We start from the raw sequence: 19,165 nt of genomic DNA on the forward strand, positions 1-19,165 counted from the left end.
GGTTGGGGGCGTCGATCTACCGACGGTTTGCTCCCCTCTCCCGCTTGCGGGAGAGAGGAGCCTATGCCAGCGGTGTGGGTGAAAAGCAGCGCCTCAGATCGCGCCAACCGGCTGCTCGTGTGTAACCTTCGGCCGCATGTCCACCACGCGCCTTGCCTTGCCGACCGTGGTGCGCTCGATCCCTGCAGCCGCCACCACCTGCACCCGCGTGGTCACGCCGACATAGGTCTTGATCTGGTCCTTCAGATCCCGCTCCAGCGCCGCCCGGTCATCCGCCGACAGCGACGCGGAGCGCTCGGGCCGCGCCTCGACCCGCACCTCCAGCTTGTCGAGGTGCCCGTCGCGCGTCACCACCAGCTGGTACTGCGGCGCCAGCGCCGGCGCCTTCAGGATCAGTTCCTCGATCTGCGACGGGAACACGTTGACGCCGCGGATGATCAGCATGTCATCCGAGCGCCCCGTGATCTTGCCGATGCGGCGCATCGAGCGCGACGTCGGCGGCAGCAGGCGCGTCAGGTCGCGCGTGCGGTAGCGGATCACCGGCAGTGCTTCCTTGGTCAGGGAGGTGAACACCAGCTCGCCCTCGGAGCCATCCGGCAACACCTCGCCGGTCACCGGGTCGATGATCTCGGCATAGAAATGGTCTTCCCAGATCACCGGGCCGTCCTTGCTCTCGATGCATTCGCAAGCCACGCCCGGCCCCATCACCTCGGACAGGCCGTAGATGTCCACCGCGTCGATGCCGGCACGCGCCTCGATCTCCGCGCGCATCGCGTCGGTCCAGGGCTCGGCGCCGAAGATGCCGACCTTCAGCGAGCTTTCCGAAGGATCCATGCCCTGGCGCTCCATCTCCTCGATCAGGTTCAGCATGTACGACGGCGTCACCATGATGATGTTGGGCTCGAACTCGCGGATCAGCTGTACCTGTTTCTCGGTCTGTCCGCCCGACATCGGGATCACCGTGCAGCCCGCCTTCTCCGCGCCGTAGTGCGCGCCCAGCCCGCCGGTGAACAGCCCGTAACCATAGCTGACATGGACCAGGTCGCCGGCGCGGCCCCCCGCGGCGCGAATCGAGCGCGCCACCACGCTTGCCCACGTGTCGATGTCCTTCGCGGTATAGCCGACCACGGTCGGCTTGCCGGTGGTGCCGCTCGACGCATGCACGCGCGCCACCTGCTCGCGCGGCACCGCGAACATGCCGAACGGATAGTTGTCGCGCAGGTCCTGCTTGGTCAGGAACGGGAACTTCGACAGGTCGGACAGCGACTTCAAATCGTCCGGGTGCACCCCGGCCGCCTGGAACGCCTTGCGGTAATGCGGCACGTTGTCATAGGCATGGCGCACGCTCCATTTGAGCCGTTGCAGCTGCAGCGCCTGCAGTTCGTCGCGGCTGGCGCGCTCGATCGGCTCCAGCTCATTGGGGTTGGGGTTGCGTTGCACCATTGTCTACTCCATCTCGTTATGATGGCGCCGCGTACGAAGGGGGGCCGGCGCCGGGGTACTGCAGGCCTTGCGATCAGATATGCGAGCGGCTCTGGACCACGCGGAAGCGGTTTGCGACGAAGGCCGCATCCGACAGCGATGCATTGGCCGCGGGGTTGGCGCCGGTAGCGTGGAAATCGCTGAACGCGGCCGACTGGTTGACGAACACGCCGCCGGTCAGGTTAAGCGACAGCGCCACGCCAGCGTCTTCCGCGGCATCGCGGATGGTTTCGGTCACGCCCGCGTCGGTGGTGTATGCGGACAGCGTCAGCGCGCCGTGTGTCTTCGCGCCGCGGTGCGCCAGTTCAATGCTGTGCGCCGTGTTGTCGGTCGCCACGACGAAGGAGATGGGGCCGAACAGTTCCTGCATGATCTTCGCCTCGTCGCTGGCATCGACCTTCAGCACCAGCGGCGTGCGGATGCGCGCGCCCGGAAACTCGGGATGTTCGAGCACACGGCTGTCGGCAACGATCTCGCCCAGCGCGCGCGACGCTTCGATCCGTTCCGCCACGCCGTCGTTCTGGATCGCACCGATCAGTTCGACCGCCCTGGCCGGATCGCTGGTCAGCTTGCCAACGGCCTCGCCGATCGCCGAGGCAACCTGGTCGAAGCTGATGCGCCCTTCCGGCGTGTCGATGCCGTCCTTCGGCACATAGATGTTCTGCGGCGCCGTGCACATCTGGCCCGAGTACAGCGACAGCGAGAAAGCGATATTGCGCACCATGCCCTTGAAGTCGGCGGTGGAGTCGATCACGATCTGGTTGACGCCTGCCTTCTCGGTGTACACCTGCGCCTGGTGCGCGTTGCGCTCCAGCCAGTCGCCGTTGGCGGTGCTGCCGGTGAAGTCGATCAGGCGCACTTCCGGGCGCAACGCCAGCTTCGACGCCATGCGCTCGCTCGGGTCGTTGGCCACCAGCGTGACGATGTTCGGGTCGAAGCCGGCTTCTTCCAGCACTTCACGCGCCACCTCGACGGTGATCGCCAGCGGCAGGACCGCGCCCGGGTGCGGCTTGACCACCACCGCATTGCCGGTCGCCAGGCTGGCGAACAGGCCGGGATAGCCGTTCCAGGTCGGGAAGGTGCAGCAGCCGATCACCAGGCCCACGCCGCGCGGCACCACGGTGTAGCGCTTTTCCATGCGCAGCGGCTCGTTCTTGCCCTGCGGCTTCTCCCACGTGGCGAGCTTCGGGATGCGGCGCAGTTCGTCCCAGGCGTAGGCCACGGCTTCCAGGCCGCGGTCCTGCGCGTGCGGGCCGCCGGCCTGGAAGGCCATCATGAAGGCCTGGCCGGTGGTGTGCATGACCGCGTAGGCAATCTCGAAACTGCGGCGGTTCAGGCGCTGCAGGATTTCCAGCGATACGCCCACCCATGCCTCCGGTCCGGCCTTGCGCCATGCGGGCATGCCCCTGGCCACGCCGGCAAAGAGCTGATCGAGATCAGGCCGAGGATAAGTGATGCCCAGTTCCGGGCCATACGGCGAGACTTCCTTGCCGGCCTGGCCGACGGTGCCGGACTGCGACAACGCGAACGGCTGGTTCAGGCGGGCCTCAAAGGCGGCCTTGCCATCGGCATTGGCGGTCTCGCCATAGACCTTGGGGCTCGGCATTTCAGCGAACGGGCTCCAGTAGCCGCGCGTGGCAATGGCTTGGGTGGCTTGTTCCAGCAGCGCCTGGTGGCGTTCGAAAAACGGGTGGGACACGGCTTGCTCCGGGGGCGAGATTGAATCTGGGTATTGGGAATGGCAGGAAAACGCTTCAGGTTTCCTGGTCGAAATCGATCACCAGCTTGTCGCTGACGGCGTAGCTCTGGCAGCTCAGGATGAAGCCGCGCGCGACTTCGTAGTCTTCCAGCGCGAAGTTGACGTCCATGTCGACCTCGCCTTCGATGCGCTTGCAGCGGCAGGTCGAGCAGACGCCGCCCTTGCAGGAGTACGGCAGCTCGATGCCCTGCGCCAGCGCGGCGTCTAGCACGGTTTCCTTGTTCTTTTCCAGCGTGAAGGAACGGGTGCGGCCGTCCTGGATCACCGTCACCTCGCACTGCTGCTGGCCGACCTGCTTGTGCGCATGCGCGGCGGGCCGCGCCGCGGGGATGCTGGTGGCGAACAGCTCGCGCTTGATGCGGGCCTTGTCGACGCCGTTGTCGAGCAGCGCCTGCGAGACTTCTTCCATCATCGACTGCGGGCCGCAGATAAAGGCGACGTCGATGTCCTGCGGCCTGACCCAGTGCTTGAGCAGCGCGTTGACCTTGCCGCCGTCGATGCGGCCGTTGAACAGGTCGATGTCGAGCTGCTCGCGGCTGAGCACGAACACCAGGTTGAAGCGCTGCAGGTAGGTGTCCTTCAGGTCTTCCAGCTCTTCCTTGAACAGCACCGACGACGAGGCGCGGTTGCCGTAGAACAGCGTGAAGCGGCTGTCCGGCTCCGCCTGCAGCGTGGTCTTGATGATCGACAGCATCGGCGTGATGCCGCTGCCGGCGGCAAAGGCGACGTAGTGCTTCGCGTGCGTGGCGGACAGCGGCACGTGGAAATGGCCGGACGGCGGCATCACTTCCAGCTTCATGCCCGGCTGCAACTGCTCGTTGGCCCAGTTGGAGAACAGCCCGCCGTCGACACGCTTGATCGCCACGCGCAGCTGCGCATCCTGCGCCGCCGAGCAGATCGAGTACGAGCGGCGCACGTCCTCGCCGTCGATACCGGTGCGCAGCGTCAGGTGCTGGCCCTGCACGTAGCGGTAGGCGTCGGCCAGTTCGTCCGGCACGGCGAAGGTCACGGCCACCGCGTCACGGGTTTCGCGCGTGACCGAGGCCACCGTCAGTTCATGGAATTTGCTCATCTCCCCACCTTTCCTTCTCAGTGAGCCTTGAAGTAGTCGAACGGCTCTTTGCAGTCGCCGCAGCGGTACAGCGCCTTGCACGCGGTCGAGCCAAACTGGCTGACCAGCCGCGTATGGCGCGAGCCGCAGTGCGGGCAGGCCACCACCAGGGCCGGCGCCGCTTTCCGGCTGATGCCGCTGATATCGATCACCTGCTGCGCCGGCGGCGCGATGCCATAGCCGGTGAGGCTGGCCTTGCCACGCGGGGTCATCCAGTCGGTGGTCCACGCCGGCGCCAGTTGCGTCCGCACACGCACCTTGTCCACGCCCTGCGCGGCGAGCGCGCTTTCGATGCCTTCGCGGATCACGGTCATGGCCGGGCAGCCTGAATACGTCGGCGTGATGGTGACGACGCAGGCATCGCCTTCCCACGCCACGTCGCGCACGATGCCGAGATCCACCACGGAAATCACTGGAATCTCAGGGTCCGGCACCGCGTCGAGCCAGGTCCAGACCTGCTCCACGGCGGGACGCGCCAGCGCTTGCGCGGTCATGATGCTCACCACTGCGCGCCGGGATAGGCGCGCTGCAGGAACTGCATCTCGGCCAGCAGGTAGCCGAGGTGTTCGGTATGGCGGCCGTGGCGGCCGCCGCTCTGCGCCCACTGGCTCGCAGGCACGCGCAGCGTGGCTTCCTCCAGCACCTCGCCGACATGACGCTGCCAGGGCTCGGCCAGCGTGGCGGGATCGGGGATCACGCCTGCGCGCGCCAGAGCGGCCTCGGCCGCATCGGCTTCGAACAGTTCGCCGGTGAACATCCACAGGTCGTCGAACGCATCCTGCATGCGGCGGTGGCTTTCTTCGCTGCCATCGCCCAGGCGCACCACGAGGTCGGCGCTGCGGCGCACGTGGTAGGTCACTTCCTTGAGCGACTTGGCGGCGATTTCGGCAATGCGCGCATCGGTTGATCGCTGCAGCGCTTCGAGCTGGAAGTAGTGCCACGTATCGAACAGGAACTGGCGCGCCAGCGTATCGGCATAGCTGCCGTTGGGCTGTTCCGCCAGCAGCAGGTTGCGGAACTGGTGCGCGTCGCGCAGGAAGGCCAGCTGGTCGGCGCTGCGGCCGGCGCCCTCCACTTCGGCGGCATAGCCCAGCCACAGGCGGGTCTGGCCGATCAGGTCGAGCGCGACGTTGGTCAGCGCGATGTCCTCTTCCAGCGCCGGGCCGCGGCCGCACCATTCCGACAGGCGCTGGCCGAGCACCAGCGTGGAATCGCCGAGGCGCAGCAAATATTCGAGCTTGTGGTTCGTCATGGTCCGGGCCGCCTCAGATGTGCTTGACCGCTTCCGGCATCGGGAAGAACGTGGGGTGGCGGTAGACCTTGCTGTTGGCGGGCTCGAACAGCGGGCCCTTGTCGCCGGGGCTGCTGGCCATCACGTCGCTGGCCTTGACCACCCAGACGCTGACGCCCTCGTTGCGGCGCGTGTAGACGTCGCGGGCGTTGTTGATCGCCATTTCGCCGTCCGGCGCGTGCAGGCTGCCCACGTGCTTGTGGGCCAGGCCGTGCTGGCTGCGGATAAAGATCTCCCAAAGCGGCCACTCTTTCATGGCAACCTCCTGTGTAAAGCGATTCGATGTGGGGAGCGGCGCGCTGCGCCGCGTGCGATCAGGCGGAAATCAGGCGGCGGCTTGCTGCGCCTGCTTGCCGGCCTGCTTGTCCGCGTGGGCCACCAGCGCGTTGCGGAACCATGCGCCGTCGTCCCAGGCCTTGACGCGGGTGCGCAGGCGCTCGCGGTTGCACGGGCCGTTGCCCTGGATCACGTTGTAGAACTCGGACCAGTCGATCTCGCCGAAGTCATAGTGGCCGCGTTCTTCGTTCCACTTCAGCTTCGGGTCAGGGATGGTCAGGCCCAGGTATTCGGCCTGCGGCACGGTCTGGTCGACCATCTTCTGGCGCAGTTCGTCGTTGGAGAACAGCTTGATGCGCCATTGCATCGATTGCGCGCTGTTGGGCGAATCGCCGTCGGACGGGCCGAACATCATCAGCGCGGGCCACCACCAGCGGTTGAGCGCATCCTGCGCCATCCGCTTCTGCTCGGGCGTGCCGTTGCACAGCTTCAGCAGGATGTCGTAGCCCTGGCGCTGGTGGAACGACTCTTCCTTGCACACGCGCACCATGGCGCGCGCATACGGGCCATACGAGCAGCGGCACAGCGGCACCTGGTTGATGATGGCCGAGCCGTCGACCAGCCAGCCGATCATGCCGATGTCGGCCCAGGACAGCGTGGGGTAGTTGAAGATGCTGGAATACTTGGCCTTGCCCGAATGCAGGTCGCCCAGCATCTGGTCGCGCGACACGCCCAGCGTCTCGGCGGCGCTGTACAGGTACAGGCCGTGACCGGCTTCATCCTGGATCTTGGCCAGCAACACCGCCTTGCGCTCCAGCGTGGGGGCACGGGTCACCCAGTTGCCCTCCGGCAGCTGGCCGACGATTTCCGAGTGCGCGTGCTGGGAGATCTGGCGGACCAGGGTCTTGCGATAGGCCTCGGGCATCCAGTCCTTGGCCTCGATCTTGATGCCGTCATCCACGCGGGACTGGAACGCGCGCTCCTGCGGGTCCATCTCTTCCATCGCGCGGAGCCTTGTTGCTCCTGTCTCCACCAGCTGTGCGTACATGCCTGCTCCGCTTTTGTAAGGGCCTTGTCTGAAGCTTGACGGGCGCTTGATTTGCATCAAGCTCGTCAGTTGCAATGGATGGTAGTGATACAATTTGATTCAAGCAATCGACGAATGTGTATCACTTTCGAGAACCATCATGGCGCTTTCCCCGGCTCCGGAACTGCCCTCCCCGCGCATTGCCCGGCTGGCACGCGGCCTGAAGCTCGGGGCCAATGCCATGCTGTCGACGCTGTTCGGCGACGTGGTGGCGCCGCGGCCACAGGCGATCTGGCTGGGCAGCCTGATCCGCCTCGCGGCGCCGTTCGGCATCAATGACAGGCTGGTGCGCACGGCCACTTTCCGCCTTGCGGCGGACGACTGGCTGGCCGCGACCCGGATCGGGCGGCGCAGCTACTACGGGCTGTCGGAGGCCGGCCTGCAGCGCATGCTGCACGCCGGCAAGCGCATTTATGCCGGCGAGGCGCCTGCCTGGGACGGCCGCTGGACCATGGTGCTGGTGCGCGGTGACGTACGCGCCACCATCCGGCAGAAGCTGAAGCGCGAATTGCTGTGGGAAGGCTTCGGCGCCATCGCGCCGGGCGTGCTGGCGCACCCCAACGCGGACCTGGCCTCGCTGCGCGAGATCGTCCAGGCGGCGCGCGCGCAGGAGTATGTGGCAGTGATGGAGGCGAGCAGCCTGGAGGCGTTCTCGCTGCGCCCGCTGCAGGCGCTGATGCACCAGACCTTCAAGCTGGGCGATGTGGCGCACGCGTGGCAGGCGCTGCTGCGGCGGTTTTCACCGCTGGCGGACGAAGCGGCAGACTTGCCGCCGGTGGATGCCTTCTTTGTCCGGACGCTGCTGGTCCATGAATACCGGCGCGTGCTGCTGCGCGACCCGAACCTGCCGGAGGCGCTGCTGCCGCAGGACTGGCCGGGGCGGACGGCGCGGGGGATGTGTAGTGGGATGTATGGGGCGTTGCTGGAGGCGAGCGAGAAGTACCTGCATGAGGTGGTGGAGGTGGCGGAGGGCGGGTTGGCCGATGCGTCCAACGAATTGCGCAAGCGGTTCAAGCATGCCTGACATCCCGGCGAAGGCCGCCGGTTTGCTCCCCCGCAAGCGGGCGAGGGGAGCCTGTGCGAGCGGCGATGGCGCTATCTGCGACGCCTCGCCTTCAGTACGTCTCCAGATGCAACCGCCCTTCTCGCTTCAGCCCTTCAGCCAGCGCTTCCCAATGCAGGCCCGCCTGCTGCGCCACATCGCGCAAGGCCAGCACCACGCCCTCCTCCATGCTCTTCAGCCCGCAGACATAGAAGTACGTATCCGCTGAAGCCAGTAGCGCCACGAGGTCGGCCGCGCGTTCGCGCATCAGGTCCTGCACATAGCGCTTGGGCTGCCCCGGCGTGCGCGAAAACGCCAGGTTGATGTCGATGAAATCCTTCGGCAGGTTCTGCAGCGGCCCGAAGTACGGCAGCTCTTCCTTGCTGCGCGCGCCGAAGAACAGCATCAGCTTGCCGCCATCGAACTTGCCGGCCTTGCGCAGCCGCCGGCGCCATTCGGTCATCGCCCGCATCGGCGCGCTGCCGGTGCCCGTGCAGATCATCACGATGTTCGAGCGCGGATGGTTGGGCATCAGGAAGCTGGCGCCGAACGGCCCGATCACTTCCACCTTGTCGCCCACCTTCAGGTCGCACATGTAGTTCGAGCCGACGCCGCGCACGGGGTTGCCGTCGTGGTCCTGCAGCACGCGCTTGATTGTCAGCGACAGGTTGTTGTAGCCCGGCCGCTCGCCGTTGCGCGCGCTGGCGATGGAGTACTGGCGCGCGTGGTGCGGGCGGCCGCCGGCGTCGGTGCCCGGGGGCACGATGCCGATCGACTGCCCTTCGAGCACCGGGAACGGCGTCGCGCCGAAATCCAGCACGATGTGGTGCGTGTCGTATTCACGGCCGACTTCGGTCACGCGCACGTTGCCGGTCACCGTGGCGGTGATGGTCTTGTGCGCGGACTTGGCGCCATAGAGGTTGGTGTAGGCATGCGCGGCGGACCAGGGGGGCACGGTGGCGCCGTAGCGCGCGCTGTTGAAGGTATCTTCGCCGGTGCCGGCGAGCGGCGACGTGGCGGGAATCTCCGGAGCGGCGGTCTGCGTTCCGGCGCCGGGGGCCAGGTCGGCCAGTTGCTCGGGCGAAAGCTCTGCGGGCAGCGTGTCCCAGGTCAGCTGTTCTTCGATGCTGTAGGCGCGCAGTTTCGGCATGTCGCGCCAGTTGTCGATCGAGCCGGTCGGACACGGGGCAATGCAGGCCATGCACAGGTTGCACTTGTCGGCGTCGACCACGTAGTTGCGCGAGTCATGGGTGATCGCGCCCACCGGGCAGGTGGCTTCGCAGGTGTTGCAGCGGATGCAGATCTCGGGATCGATCAGGTGCTGCTTGATGACTTGAATTTCTGCCATGTCCATGGCGGTCTCCAGAATCAGAGTGCTTCGCGGGCACTGCGCTTGAGCTTGCCGAGGCCCGCCGCGGACGCTCCCCTCTCCCGCGCAGTGGGAGAGGGGAGCAAACCGAACGCGGTTGATGACGCCGTGGCTCAGTTAAACCGCACGTACTCGAAATCCACCGGCTGGCGATTGATGCCCATGACCGGCGGCGCGATCCAGTTGGCGAACTTGCCGGGCTCGACCACGCGGCCCATCAGGCTGGCGACGAAAGCGCGGTCGCCTTCGGTGGGCAGCCACTGGTCGCGGAAATCGCGCCATTCGGCGTCGGAGACCACGCGGCCGTCGGGCGATACCTTCACACCGGCGAGCGCGCCGATATTGCGGTGGAAGGCCTTGTGCGGCACCTTCAGGCGGAACGGGATGCCGGCCTTCTCGATCACCTTGTTCCAGCGCTCGACGCCGGCCATGCTGTCCTTGATGTAGTCGTCGCGCAGCACCTCGTTGAGCGCGTTCAGCATCGGCACTTCCTTCTCGGTCAGCTGGCCGTTCTGCGCCTGCAGGATGCGGTAGGTCTGGCCCTTGAGCACGTGGTCGTCCATGCGCTTGCCTTCTTCGTAGCGGCCCTTCAGGCCGGTGCTGTAGAAGGTGGCGGCGTTGCTCGACTCATCGGCGCCGAACAGGTCGATGGTGACGCTGTAGTGGAAGTTCAGGTAGCGCTGGATGGTCGGCAGGTCGATCACGCCGGCGGCGCGCAGCTTTGCCGGGTCGTCGGTCTTCAGCTCGTTCATCACCTGGCAGGTGCGCTGGATCACGCGCGACACGCCGCTCTCGCCGACGAACATGTGGTGCGCTTCCTCGGTCAGCATGAACCTGGTGGTCCGTGCCAGCGGGTCGAAGGCGCTCTCGGCCAGCGCGCACAGCTGGAACTTGCCGTCGCGGTCGGTGAAGTAGGTGAACATGAAGAACGACAGCCAGTCGGGCGTCTGTTCGTTGAACGCCTGCAGGATGCGCGGGTTGTCCTGCTGGCCGCTGCGGCGCTCCAGTAGCGCTTCGCCTTCTTCGCGGCCGTCGCGGCCGAAGTACTTGTGCAGCAGGTAGACCATGGCCCACAGGTGGCGGCCCTCTTCCACGTTCACCTGGAACAGGTTGCGCAGGTCGTACATGCTGGGGGCGGTCAGGCCCAGGTGGCGCCGCTGCTGCTCCACCGATGCCGGCTCGGTATCGCCTTGCGTCACGATGATGCGGCGCAGGTTGGCGCGATATTCCCCGGGAATGTCCTGCCACGCGTCTTCGCCCTTGTGATCGCCGAAGTGGATCTTGCGGTTGGCCTCGGCCGGGTTCAGGAAGATGCCCCAGCGATAGTCCGGCATCTTGACGTGGCCGAAGTGGGCCCAGCCCTGCGGATCGACGCTGATCGCGGTGCGCAGGTAGATGTCATGGGTGTGCGACCCTTCCGGGCCCATGTCGTTCCACCAGCTCAGGTAGTTGGGCTGCCACTGCTCGAGCGCGCGCTGCAGGGTGCGGTCTTCGCTCAGGTTGACGTTGTTGGGGATCTTGTCGCTGTAGTTGATGCCGGACATGGTGGTCTCCTGGGGAGGACGATTCGGTTGTCGTTGGGTTCGCGGTGGGTGCGGGATCAGACGCGGTTCCAGTCGAAGGCGGCCTTGTCGCCCTTGCCGTAGACCTTGAGCGCCCCCTTGTCGCCGACGGCGTTGGGGCGCTGGAAGATCCAGTTCTGCCACGCGGTCAGGCGGCCGAAAATGCGGGTGAACATGTTTTCCTGGCCGTTGAAGCGCAGGTTGGCCTCCATGCCGGTGAGCGCGTCGGGCGACATCGCCACGCGCTCTTCCAGCGCGATGCGGACTTCGTCGGTCCAGTCGATATCGTCGGGGTTGGCGGTGACCAGTCCCAGCGCCCAGGCGGCGTCGGCATCGAGCGGCTGGCCGGCCTTTGCGCGCACGGCATCGAGCGCGGGCTGTTCGTCGTAGAAGCGCCGTCCCAGTCGGCTCTGGCCGGTGGCCATCGGGTACAGGCCGAAATTGACTTCGGCCACGGTAATCTTCGGCGCGCGCGCCTCGTCGTCGGGCAGCGCCAGGTGGTAGCTGCGGTCGCAGGCCAGCGCCAGTTCCAGGAAGGTGCCGGCAAAGCAGGAGCCCGGCTCGATCAGCGCGAACAGGCTGCGCGACGACACGTCAAGGCGGCTCAGCGTGCGGCGCAGCAGGCCGATGGTCTCGCGCACGAACCAGTGGTCCTTGTGCGCCAGCAGCGTGGCGTCGGTGGCCAGCACCGCGGCGGCATCGCCGCTGGTCTTGATCAGCCAGGTGCCGATGTCCAGCTCATTGGTGCGCATCGACAGGATCGCGTCTTCCAGTTCGCGCGCCAGTTGCAGCGGGTACCAGCTGGCGCCGGCGGCGACAATCGCTTCAATATCCTGCGGCTGCGCACCGGTGGGCGCCTTCACCGTGAAGGTGGCGGTGCGGCCGGCGCGGTCGATCTCGACCGTCACATGCGTGTAGCGCAGCGCATCGGCTTCGATGCTCCGCTCGATCGGCGCGAGCGCGACGCCCTGCGCATCGGCCGGGCGGTCGCTCTGCGCTGCCAGCGCCAGCGCGCGCTCCTGCACCTTCTGCGCGAACACCGCCGGCTTGGCGATATCGTCGACCAGCCGCCAGTCCTTGGCGCGCTGGCCGCGCACGCCTTCGGTGGTGGTGCAGAAGATATCGGCGAGGTCGTGGCGCACGTGGCGCTTGTCGGTCACGCGGGTCAGGCCGCCGGTGCCCGGCAGCACGCCCAGCAGCGGCACTTCCGGCAGGCTCACCGCGGACGAGCGGTCGTCCACCAGCAGGATCTCGTCGCAGGCGAGCGCCAGTTCATAGCCGCCGCCGGCGCAGGCGCCGTTGACCGCGGCCAGGAACTTCAGGCCGCTGTATTGCGACGAGTCTTCGATGCCGTTGCGGGTCTCGTTGGTGAACTTGCAGAAGTTGACCTTCCACGCATGGCTGCTGACGCCGAGCATGAAGATATTGGCGCCCGAGCAGAACACCTTGTCCTTGCCGCTGGTGACGACCACGGTGCGCACTTCGGGGTGTTCGAAGCGGATGCGGTTGAGCGCATCGTTCAGCTCGATATCGACGCCGAGGTCGTAGCTGTTCAGCTTGAGCTTGTAGCCCGGACGCAGGCCGGCGTTCTCGTCGATATCCACCGCCAGCGTGGCGACAGGGCCTTCGAACTTCAGCTTCAGGTGCTTGTACTGGGCGGGGGTGGTCTGGTACTCGACGCGGGGGGCGGTGGTCACGGCGGTGTCTCCTCGGTGGAACTGCACCATAGTGCATGAACTGGAATCTGGTGAGGCGAACTATAGTTCATCGTTCAGATTTTATGCAAGCACTATTGTGCAGATTTTTAGGAGGGACGGAAAACGCACCCGACCGGCTTGCTCCCCGCAGGCGGGAGAGGGGCACGCAGTCGGAAATTGCGGGGATTACACCCCGGGTGACGGGCGAACCCTCAGCCCGGCATCTGCAACGCCGAGCGCACCAGCTCGCGCAGCGCCGCGAAGGTTGGCTCCAGCGGCTGCGCGCTGGTATTCAGCGAGAACTCCGCCTTGGAATAGAACGCGGCGCGGCCGGCCAGGATGTGGCGCAGGTCTTCCATCGCCTCCCTGCTCGCGGCCATCGGGCGGAAGTCGCCCTGCGCCCGCACCCGCTCCATATGGTCTTCCGCGTCGGCCTGCAGCCAGACCGTGGTGCAGTGGGCCAGCAGCAGGTTGAAGGTGGCCGGGTCGGACACCAGGCCGCCCGGCGTGGCGATGACGGCTTCGGGATAGATCTGGATGGCCTCTTCCACCGCCCGGCGCTCGTAGCGGCGGTAGGCGTTCATGCCGTACAGCCCCTGGATCTCGGCAATGCTGCAGCCGGCGAACTTCTCGATTTCGCGGCTCAGTTCGACGAACGGGAAATCCAGGTCCTCGGCCAGCATGCCGCCCAGCGTGGTCTTGCCGGCGCCGCGCAGGCCGATCAGCGCCACGCGCGGGCTGCGCGCCGCCTGCGCGGCATTCTCGCCGCCGGTGCCGAGCATCTCGCCCACGGCGATGCGCACGCGCCGCAGCGTGGCTTCGTCGCGGTGCTCCAGCAACTCGCGCAGCAGGATCCATTCCGGCGAGGACGTGGTGACGTCGCCCAGCAGCCCGGCCAGCGAGCACTGCAGCGCGTCGGCAATGTGCTGCAGCACCAGGATCGACGCGTTGCCGCTGCCATATTCCAGGTTGGCCAGGTGCCGCTCCGACACCCCGGCCGCCTGCGCCGCCGCCTTGCGCGTCAGGCCGCGGCGCGCGCGCAGGTCGCGCACGCGCTCGCCCAGCGCCACCAGGAAGGGGTTTTTCTCGGCGCCGTTGGCGGCCGCCGCGCCTGAATCATCTTGCAGGCGTTCATCCCGGGTTAACCCAGATTCATGCAATATAGTGCTTGACATGATTTCTCGGTGGTCCTATTTTTCATACATGCACAATAATGCATGAAGCCTTCGATAGCAATGGCTGAATCAGACGGAGCCCCCTGGATGTCCCTCACCCTCTCTCCAAAGCATTTCCGCGAGCAGATTGCGCAACTTACCGCGCAGCTTGCCGGCCGGCCGCTCGATACCGCGCTGGACGCGTGGCTCAATGCCGAGCACGGCGCCGGCAGCGCTACCTACCAACAACTGAAGGCGAGCTGCGAGGCCGGCGTGGCCGAAGGCTGGTTGTGCGACCGCGAAGGCGGCGGCATCCGTTACGGCCGCATCTTCAAGCCCGCCGACGACCTGCACGGATTTTCAGTCGATGTGGTCGACATGCAGGACATTGCCGGTCCGCACCATACGCATCCCAATGGCGAGATCGACCTGATCATGCCGCTGGACGGCAGCAATGCGCAATTCGACGGCCGCCCCGCCGGCTGGCTGGTATGCCCGGCGGGCAGCGCGCACCGCCCCACTGTCAGCAACGGCCGCGCGCTGGTGCTCTACCTGCTGCCGGAAGGCCTGATCGACTTCACCCGCGACTCCACCCGCTAAGGACCGCCATGACCGAACTGCTTTCCAACTACCTCGGCGGCAAGTGGCAGGCCGGCAGCGGTGCCGGCACGCCGCTGTTCGATCCCGTGCTGGGCGATGAACTGGTGCGGGTCGATGCGGCCGGCCTGGATCTCGCCGCCGGCTTTGCCTTCGCGCGCGAACAGGGCGGTGCCGCGCTGCGCGCGCTGACCTACCGACAGCGCGCCGCGCTGCTGGCCGACATCGTCAAGGTGCTGCAGGCCAACCGCGATGCCTATTACGAGATTGCCACCGCGAACAGCGGCACCGTGAAGAACGACTCCGCGGTCGATATCGATGGCGGCATCTTTACGCTGGGCACCTATGCCAAGCTGGGCGATGCGCTCGGCGACCGCCGCTTCCTGCCCGACGGCGAGGCCGCGCGACTGGGCAAGGATCCGCTGTTCCAGTCGCAGCACGTGCTGGTGCCGACGCGCGGCGTGGCGCTGTTTATCAATGCCTTCAACTTCCCGGGCTGGGGACTGTGGGAGAAGGCTGCGCCCGCGCTGCTGGCCGGCGTGCCGGTCATCGCCAAGCCCGCCACCGCCACGGCCTGGCTGACGCAGCGCATGGTGCGCGACGTGGTCGAGGCCGGCGTGCTGCCGGCGGGCGCGCTGTCGGTCGTCTGCGGCAGCTCGGCGGGATTGCTGGACCAGTTGCAGCCGTTCGACGTGGTGTCGTTCACCGGCTCGGCCGATACCGCGGCGGTGATCCGCTCGCATCCGGCCATCGCGCAACGCTCGGTGCGCGTGAATATCGAGGCGGACAGCATCAACAGCGCGGTGCTGCTGCCGCAGGCGGGGCCGGACACCGCCGCGTTCGAGCTGCTGGTGAAAGAAGTGGTGCGCGAGATGACGGTCAAGTCCGGGCAGAGGTGCACTGCGATCCGCCGCGTGTTCGTGCCCGAGGCGCTCTACGGGCAGGCCGCCGAAGCGATCGGCGCGCGGCTTTCGAAAGTCATCGTCGGCAATCCACGCAACGACTCGGTGCGCATGGGCGCGCTGGTCAGCCGCGCGCAGTTCGATGCGGTCACCGCGGCGCTGGCGGCATTGCGCCGGCACGCGCAGGTGCTGCACGACGGCACGCGGCAGCCGCTGGTCGACGCCGATCCGGCCGTGGCCTGCTGCCTCGGGCCGACGCTGCTCGGCGCCAGCGATGCCGATGCGGCCGCGGCGGTGCATGACACCGAAGTATTTGGCCCGGTCGCCACGCTTCTGCCCTATCGCGATACCCCGCATGCGCTCGCACTGGTGCGCCGCGGCCAGGGTTCGCTGGTGGCCTCGCTCTATGGCAGCGATGCCGCTGCGCTCGGCGCCGCCGCGGTCGAACTGGCCGACAGCCACGGCCGCGTGCATGTGATCTCTCCCGACGTCGCGCAGCTGCACACCGGCCACGGCAACGTGATGCCGCAATCGCTGCATGGCGGCCCCGGCCGCGCCGGCGGCGGCGAGGAGCTGGGCGGCCTGCGCGCGCTGCATTTCTACCATCGCCGCAGCGCGATCCAGGCCAGCACCGAGGTACTTGGCACGCTGGCCTGAGCGCCGGTTCCACACGCCTTCACCCTCCTTCACCGCGCCGTCCTCGCATGGCGGCGCGCAGCACACCGTACACCAGTAACGGGGAGACAAGCATGACCGCCACCACCGCAGACGTCCCGGTGCAGCCGCCGGGCGCGTCCTTCAACTTTGCCGCGCACCTGCTGGCGTGCAATGCCGGGCGCCCGGACAAGACCGCTTATATCGATGACGATGGCCGGCTTACCTACGGCGAGCTGGCGCAGCAGGCGCGGCGCCTGGCCGCCGCGCTGCTCGGCGCCGGCGTGCGCCGCGAGGAACGCGTGCTGCTGCTGATGCACGACTGCACCGACTGGCCCGTGAGCTTTTTGGGTGCGATGTACGCCGGTGTCGTGCCGGTGGCGGTCAACACGCTGCTGACCGCGGATGACTACGTCTACATGCTGCAGCACAGCCGCGCGCAGGCGGTACTGGTGTCGGCGGCGCTGCTGCCGGTGCTGCGGGACGCGCTGGCGGTGCCCGGGCATGAGGTGGGCAAGGTGTTCGTGTCGCGCGCGCAAGGGCAGTTGCCCGAGGGCATGGTGCCGCTCGACACGGTGCTCGCCGCGCAAACCCCGCTCGCCGCGCCCGCCGCGACCAGTTGCGACGATCCGGGCTTCTGGCTGTATTCGTCAGGCTCGACCGGACAGCCCAAGGGCGTGGTGCACAGCCACGGCAACCCGTACTGGACCGCCGCGCTCTATGCCGGCCCGGTGCTGGGCCTGCGCGAGGACGACATCTGCTTCTCCGCGGCCAAGCTGTATTTCGCCTACGGCCTCGGCAATGGCCTGAGCTTTCCGTTGAGCGTTGGCGCAACGGTGGTGCTGATGGCCGAGCGGCCCACGCCCGAGGCCACCTTCCGCCGCTGGCTGGAACACAAACCCACGGTGTTCTTCGGCGCGCCCACCGGCTACGCCGGCATGCTGGCCAACCCCGCGCTGCCCGCGCGCGCCGACGTGGCGCTGCGGCTGTGCTCGTCGGCCGGCGAAGCGTTGCCCGCCGAGATCGGCCAGCGCTTCACCGCGCATTTCGGCTGCGAGATCATCGACGGCATCGGCTCCACCGAGATGCTGCATATCTTTCTTTCCAACCGCCCCGGTCAGGTGCGCTACGGCACCACGGGCTGGCCGGTGACGGGCTACGCCATCGAGCTGCGCGACGAATGCGGCCAGCCCGTTGCCGACGGCGAGATCGGCGATCTCTATATCCAGGGCCCCAGCGCCGCGATGATGTACTGGGCCGACCGCGAGAAATCGCGCGAGACCTTCCGCGGCGGCTGGACCAAGAGCGGCGACAAGTACGTGCGCAACGCGGACGGCAGCTACAGCTACGCCGGCCGCAGCGACGACATGCTCAAGGTCAGCGGCATCTACGTCTCGCCGTTTGAGGTCGAGGCCACGCTGGTGCAGCATCCCGCCGTGCTGGAGGCCGCGGTGATCGGCGTGCCGGACCAGGAAGGGCTGGTCAAGACCAAGGCCTTCGTGGTGCTGAAGGCCGGCGCGCAGCTGGGCGACGGCGAGCTGAAGGCCTTCGTCAAGGAGCGGCTGGCCGCGTACAAATACCCGCGTGCGATCGAATTCGTCGACACGCTGCCCAAGACCGCCACGGGCAAGATCCAGCGCTTCGTGCTGCGCGAGCGCGAACTGAAGGCCGCCGCAGAGCGCGCCATAGCAGTGGCGTAAGCACGCGCCATCCCACCCTACCGGAGACAACCATGCGTCAGATCGATGTCCACCAGCTGGCCGACGAGGCCCGCTTCAACCGCTTCCATGCGCAAATCCTGTTCTGGTGCGCGCTCATCATCATCTTCGACGGCTATGACCTGGCCGTCGCCGGCATCGCGCTGCCGTCGATCATGAAGGAGATGGGCGTCACCGCGACCAGCGCGGGCTTCATGGTCAGTTCCGCGCTGTTCGGCATGATGTTCGGCGCGATCTTCCTCGGTACCATTGCCGACCGTATCGGCCGCCGGCGCGCCATCGCCATCTGCATCGGGCTGTTCAGCGTGTTCACCGCGGCCGCGGGCCTTGCCAGCGATCCGGTCGCGTTCAGCGTCACGCGCTTCCTGGCGGGGCTGGGTATCGGCGGCGTGATGCCCAACGTGGTGGCGCAGATGACCGAGTACTCGCCGCGCAAGCTGCGCGGCACGCTGGTGACGCTGATGTTCAGCGGCTATTCGGTCGGCGGCATGCTGGCCGCGCTGCTGGGCAAGGGGCTGATCGAAAGCTATGGCTGGCAGTCGGTGTTCCTGGCCGCGGGGCTGCCGGTGCTGCTGGTTCCGCTGGTGCTGCGCGCGCTGCCGGAGTCGATGCCCTACCTGATCCGCACCAGGCAGACCGCCACGCTGCAGGGCGTGGTAGCACGGCTGGTGCCATCGCACCGCCCGCAGGCCGGCGACGTCTTCACGCTGCCCGCCGACGACAAGTCAGGCAGCGCGCCGATCCGCCGCCTGTTCCAGGACGGCCGCGGCTTCAGCACGGCCATGTTCTGGGTGGCGTTCTTCATGTGCCTGTTCATGGTGTATGCGCTCAGCTCGTGGCTGACCAAGCTGATGGCCGCCGCCGGCTACAGCCTGGGCTCCGCGCTGACCTTCGTGCTGGTGCTGAACTTCGGAGCGATGATCGGCGCCGTGGGCGGCGGCTGGCTGGCCGACCGCCTGCCGATCAAGCATGTGCTGATCGGCATGTACGCGCTGGCAGCGATCTCGATCACGCTGCTGGGCTACCCGATGCCGACCGCCGCGCTGTTCGTGGTGGTGGGACTGGCCGGTGCCTCGACCATCGGCACGCAGATCGTCACCTATGCCTATGCCGGCCAGTTCTACCCCATGGCGGTGCGCGGCACGGGCATCGGCTGGGCCTCGGGCGTGGGCCGCAGCGGCGCGATCCTGGCGCCGATCGTGATCGGCGTGCTGGTGGGGATGTCGCTGCCGCTGCAGCAGAACTTCATGGCGATCGCGATCCCGGCGGTGATCGCGGTGCTGGCGGTGTCGCTGATCGACCACCGCCGGTCGGCCTCGGCGCAGGGCGAGGTCGAGCGGGAGCCAGTGGGGGGCGCGGTGAAGCAGGCTTGAGTGTTATCTCGCCCGTCGGCACATCCACGGGCATACCCACGGCCTGCCCTCTCCCCCTGCCCCTCTCCCCTGCCCTCTCCCGCAAGCGGGA

16 protein-coding genes are annotated in these 19,165 nt (G+C 67.2%); 5 read left to right on the forward strand and 11 right to left on the reverse strand.

Features of this window, described 5'->3' with window-relative positions:
* Positions 1–93 precede the first annotated feature (93 nt).
* The 7 genes from paaK to paaA form a co-directional block, all read right to left on the reverse strand.
* Complete coding sequence (paaK, locus tag E0W60_RS03125) at positions 94–1,443, reverse strand: phenylacetate--CoA ligase PaaK (RefSeq protein ID WP_135702986.1); 1,350 nt, start codon at positions 1,441–1,443, stop codon at positions 94–96.
* Between the two features lie 73 nt (positions 1,444–1,516).
* Complete coding sequence (gene paaN / locus E0W60_RS03130) at positions 1,517–3,181, reverse strand: phenylacetic acid degradation protein PaaN (RefSeq protein ID WP_135702987.1); 1,665 nt, start codon at positions 3,179–3,181, stop codon at positions 1,517–1,519.
* Positions 3,182–3,236: 55 nt separating this feature from the next.
* On the reverse strand, positions 3,237–4,313 hold the full coding sequence (gene paaE, locus E0W60_RS03135; RefSeq protein WP_135702988.1) for a 1,2-phenylacetyl-CoA epoxidase subunit PaaE: 1,077 nt from the start codon (positions 4,311–4,313) through the stop codon (positions 3,237–3,239).
* 17 nt (positions 4,314–4,330) lie between these two features.
* Complete coding sequence (paaD, locus tag E0W60_RS03140) at positions 4,331–4,846, reverse strand: 1,2-phenylacetyl-CoA epoxidase subunit PaaD (RefSeq protein ID WP_133094281.1); 516 nt, start codon at positions 4,844–4,846, stop codon at positions 4,331–4,333.
* A gap of 5 nt (positions 4,847–4,851) precedes the next feature.
* Entirely contained in the window at positions 4,852–5,604 is a 753-nt protein-coding gene (paaC, locus tag E0W60_RS03145; RefSeq protein WP_135702989.1) for a 1,2-phenylacetyl-CoA epoxidase subunit PaaC, read from the reverse strand.
* Between the two features lie 13 nt (positions 5,605–5,617).
* The gene (paaB, locus tag E0W60_RS03150; RefSeq protein WP_029044895.1) at positions 5,618–5,899 is read right to left on the reverse strand and encodes a 1,2-phenylacetyl-CoA epoxidase subunit PaaB; all 282 of its coding nucleotides are present in this window, start codon (positions 5,897–5,899) and stop codon (positions 5,618–5,620) included.
* Between the two features lie 69 nt (positions 5,900–5,968).
* Complete coding sequence (paaA, locus tag E0W60_RS03155; protein ID WP_135702990.1) at positions 5,969–6,967, reverse strand: 1,2-phenylacetyl-CoA epoxidase subunit PaaA; 999 nt, start codon at positions 6,965–6,967, stop codon at positions 5,969–5,971.
* A 139-nt stretch (positions 6,968–7,106) separates the two neighbouring features.
* Between paaA and paaX the strand changes: the two genes are divergently transcribed.
* A complete protein-coding gene (gene paaX / locus E0W60_RS03160) occupies positions 7,107–8,030 on the forward strand; it encodes a phenylacetic acid degradation operon negative regulatory protein PaaX (RefSeq protein WP_133094278.1) in 924 nt (307 codons plus the stop codon).
* A 91-nt stretch (positions 8,031–8,121) separates the two neighbouring features.
* On the opposite strand, the gene boxA is transcribed toward paaX, so the two are convergent.
* The 4 genes from boxA to E0W60_RS03180 all read right to left on the reverse strand — a co-directional run bounded on the left by boxA (position 8,122) and on the right by E0W60_RS03180 (position 13,851).
* Positions 8,122–9,402, reverse strand: coding sequence for a benzoyl-CoA 2,3-epoxidase subunit BoxA (gene boxA / locus E0W60_RS03165; protein WP_135702991.1), 1,281 nt, complete (start codon positions 9,400–9,402; stop codon positions 8,122–8,124).
* A 128-nt stretch (positions 9,403–9,530) separates the two neighbouring features.
* Positions 9,531–10,961: a benzoyl-CoA 2,3-epoxidase subunit BoxB gene (boxB, locus tag E0W60_RS03170; protein ID WP_135702992.1), complete on the reverse strand. Its 1,431-nt coding sequence runs from the start codon at positions 10,959–10,961 to the stop codon at positions 9,531–9,533.
* 56 nt (positions 10,962–11,017) lie between these two features.
* A complete protein-coding gene (gene boxC, locus E0W60_RS03175) occupies positions 11,018–12,676 on the reverse strand; it encodes a 2,3-epoxybenzoyl-CoA dihydrolase (protein ID WP_135702993.1) in 1,659 nt (552 codons plus the stop codon).
* Positions 12,677–12,888: 212 nt separating this feature from the next.
* A complete protein-coding gene (locus E0W60_RS03180) occupies positions 12,889–13,851 on the reverse strand; it encodes a helix-turn-helix transcriptional regulator (protein WP_135702994.1) in 963 nt (320 codons plus the stop codon).
* Between the two features lie 87 nt (positions 13,852–13,938).
* Between E0W60_RS03180 and E0W60_RS03185 the strand changes: the two genes are divergently transcribed.
* From E0W60_RS03185 to E0W60_RS03200, 4 genes are all read left to right on the forward strand, one after another.
* Positions 13,939–14,430, forward strand: coding sequence for a DUF4863 family protein (locus tag E0W60_RS03185; RefSeq protein WP_135702995.1), 492 nt, complete (start codon positions 13,939–13,941; stop codon positions 14,428–14,430).
* Positions 14,431–14,438: 8 nt separating this feature from the next.
* Positions 14,439–15,986, forward strand: a complete 1,548-nt coding sequence (locus tag E0W60_RS03190) for a 3,4-dehydroadipyl-CoA semialdehyde dehydrogenase (RefSeq protein ID WP_135702996.1) — start codon at positions 14,439–14,441, stop codon at positions 15,984–15,986.
* 92 nt (positions 15,987–16,078) lie between these two features.
* Positions 16,079–17,683, forward strand: a complete 1,605-nt coding sequence (locus E0W60_RS03195) for a benzoate-CoA ligase family protein (RefSeq protein ID WP_135702997.1) — start codon at positions 16,079–16,081, stop codon at positions 17,681–17,683.
* A gap of 32 nt (positions 17,684–17,715) precedes the next feature.
* Entirely contained in the window at positions 17,716–19,074 is a 1,359-nt protein-coding gene (locus E0W60_RS03200) for an MFS transporter (RefSeq protein ID WP_135702998.1), read from the forward strand.
* The last annotated feature ends 91 nt before the right edge of the window (positions 19,075–19,165 follow it).

The sequence above is a fragment of the Cupriavidus oxalaticus genome (genome assembly GCF_004768545.1).
Lineage (GTDB): Bacteria > Pseudomonadota > Gammaproteobacteria > Burkholderiales > Burkholderiaceae > Cupriavidus > Cupriavidus oxalaticus_A.

Excerpts from the sequence above, each read along its gene's own strand:
- E0W60_RS03185 (WP_135702995.1), top strand. The coding sequence starts at position 13,939 with ATGTCCCTCACCCTCTCTCCAAAGCATTTCCGCGAGCAGATTGCGCAA.
- paaB (WP_029044895.1), bottom strand. The coding sequence starts at position 5,899 with ATGAAAGAGTGGCCGCTTTGGGAGATCTTTATCCGCAGCCAGCACGGC.
- paaE (WP_135702988.1), bottom strand. The coding sequence starts at position 4,313 with ATGAGCAAATTCCATGAACTGACGGTGGCCTCGGTCACGCGCGAAACC.
- paaK (WP_135702986.1), bottom strand. The coding sequence starts at position 1,443 with ATGGTGCAACGCAACCCCAACCCCAATGAGCTGGAGCCGATCGAGCGC.
- paaX (WP_133094278.1), top strand. The coding sequence starts at position 7,107 with ATGGCGCTTTCCCCGGCTCCGGAACTGCCCTCCCCGCGCATTGCCCGG.
- paaA (WP_135702990.1), bottom strand. The coding sequence starts at position 6,967 with ATGTACGCACAGCTGGTGGAGACAGGAGCAACAAGGCTCCGCGCGATG.
- paaC (WP_135702989.1), bottom strand. The coding sequence starts at position 5,604 with ATGACGAACCACAAGCTCGAATATTTGCTGCGCCTCGGCGATTCCACG.
- paaD (WP_133094281.1), bottom strand. The coding sequence starts at position 4,846 with ATGACCGCGCAAGCGCTGGCGCGTCCCGCCGTGGAGCAGGTCTGGACC.
- E0W60_RS03180 (WP_135702994.1), bottom strand. The coding sequence starts at position 13,851 with ATGTCAAGCACTATATTGCATGAATCTGGGTTAACCCGGGATGAACGC.
- boxB (WP_135702992.1), bottom strand. The coding sequence starts at position 10,961 with ATGTCCGGCATCAACTACAGCGACAAGATCCCCAACAACGTCAACCTG.
- boxA (WP_135702991.1), bottom strand. The coding sequence starts at position 9,402 with ATGGACATGGCAGAAATTCAAGTCATCAAGCAGCACCTGATCGATCCC.
- E0W60_RS03195 (WP_135702997.1), top strand. The coding sequence starts at position 16,079 with ATGACCGCCACCACCGCAGACGTCCCGGTGCAGCCGCCGGGCGCGTCC.
- E0W60_RS03190 (WP_135702996.1), top strand. The coding sequence starts at position 14,439 with ATGACCGAACTGCTTTCCAACTACCTCGGCGGCAAGTGGCAGGCCGGC.
- E0W60_RS03200 (WP_135702998.1), top strand. The coding sequence starts at position 17,716 with ATGCGTCAGATCGATGTCCACCAGCTGGCCGACGAGGCCCGCTTCAAC.